2 protein-coding genes are annotated in these 1,558 nt (G+C 75.4%); both read left to right on the forward strand.

All coding sequences use genetic code 11. The annotated features are described in order from the left end of the window. Positions 1 to 633: RDD family protein (locus GT030_RS25830; protein WP_237522820.1), on the forward strand; the 633-nt coding region annotated here is incomplete at its 5' end. Positions 634 to 694: 61 nt separating this feature from the next. Continuing rightward, positions 695 to 1,459 (forward strand): RDD family protein, encoded by a 765-nt coding sequence (locus tag GT030_RS25835; protein WP_161203166.1) that lies wholly within the window; start codon positions 695 to 697, stop codon positions 1,457 to 1,459. Positions 1,460 to 1,558 lie beyond the last annotated feature (99 nt).

Genomic DNA, 1,558 nt, shown 5'->3' on the forward strand with positions numbered 1-1,558 from the left:
GGCGGCCCCCTCGCCGCCGGTCCCGGCGGCGGGCAGGCGTCCTGGGCGCAGCAGGTGCACCAGTTGGCCGGGGCGGGCGAGGAGCAGCCCGTGGCGCCGTGGAAGCCGCCGGTGGAGGACCCGTTCCTCGCGGCGGCCCGGCGCCAGGCGGAGGCCCGCCCGGCCGGACTCGGCAAGCGCTTCGCCGCCCGCCTGATCGACAACGTCTTCATCGGCGCCGTCACGGCAGCCGCAGCCGTACCCCTGGGCGTCCGCGCCGTCGACCACACGCAGAGCAAGATCGAGGCGGCCCGGCTGTCCGGCCGTACCGTCACCGTCTGGCTGCTCGACGGCACCACCGGCGTCTCGCTCGCCCTCGTCCTCGGCGTCCTGCTGGTCTTCGGCGTGGTGTACGAGGTGCTGCCGACCGCCCGCTGGGGCCGCACCCTGGGCAAGCGGCTGTGCGGCATCCAGGTGCGGGACATCGAGGGGCACCAGCCCCCGTCCTTCGGGGCCGCGCTGCGCCGCTGGCTGGTCTACAGCCTGCCCGGCGTCCTCGTCATCGGCGTGATCGGTGTGCTGTGGGGGCTGTTCGACCGACCGTGGCGCCAGTGCTGGCACGACAAGGCGGCGCACACCTTCGTGGCCGAATAGGGTCCCCCGTACGGCCGCCCGCCGGGTGCGGCGGCCCGGCGTTCGCGGTCGACTCGGTGCCATGAGCAGTGAACCGCCTCCCGGGTCCGGACCGCAGCCCCCCGACGACGACCCGCTGAGGAAGCGGCCCCCGTCGGACCCGGGGCAGGGGCCGGGTTCGCCGTACGACCGCCCGTACGGCGCCCAGCAGCCCCCGCCGCCCGGCGGCGAGCCCCCGCCCCGGGGCGGGGGCCCCTACGGGTCGGGTGGCCCTTACGAGGGCGGTCCTCAGGGCCCCGGCGGTCCCTACGGGGGAGGCGGCCCCTACGGGGGAGGCGGCCCCTACGGAGACAGCCCCTACGGGGGCGGTCCCGGCCGCCCCGGCGACCCCCTCGCCGGCATGCCGCCGCTCGCGGACAGCGGCAAACGCACCGTCGCCCGCATCATCGACATGATCATCGTCGGTATCGCCGTCTGGCTGCTGACCTGGGCCTTCGGGGTGCACCAGTACGACGTGAACGGCGACCGGATGGAGGTCGGCAAGTCGCTCGGCCAGTCCATCATCGCCGCCGTGCTGTACGTCGCCTACGACACCATCCTGATCGCCCGCACCGGACAGACGCTCGGCATGCGCTGGCTCAAGATGCGGGTGGCCAACCTGCACGACGGCGCCACCCCCTCCCGGCAGTCCTCGCTGATCCGGGCACTGGTGCTGTGGCTGCCGTTCGCCTTCTGCTGCGCCTGCGTCTGGACCGCGATCTGCGGCGGCTGGAGCTACTTCGACCGCCCGTACAAGCAGGGCCTGCACGACAAGGCGGCGAAGACCGTGGTGGTCGCCACCACCTGACCGGGCCGGGACGCGGCGCGCCGGAGCGGCGGGCGGGGGAGGAGCCCCCGGCCCGCCGCTCCGGCGTGTGGTCTCGGCGGGCGGCCGCTGTCAGGACGC

It is taken from the genome of Streptomyces sp. SID1328 (genome assembly GCF_009865595.1).
Lineage (GTDB): Bacteria > Actinomycetota > Actinomycetes > Streptomycetales > Streptomycetaceae > Streptomyces > Streptomyces griseoluteus.

Coding starts and splice junctions, on each gene's coding strand:
- GT030_RS25835 (WP_161203166.1), top strand. CDS start 695: ATGAGCAGTGAACCGCCTCCCGGGTCCGGACCGCAGCCCCCCGACGAC.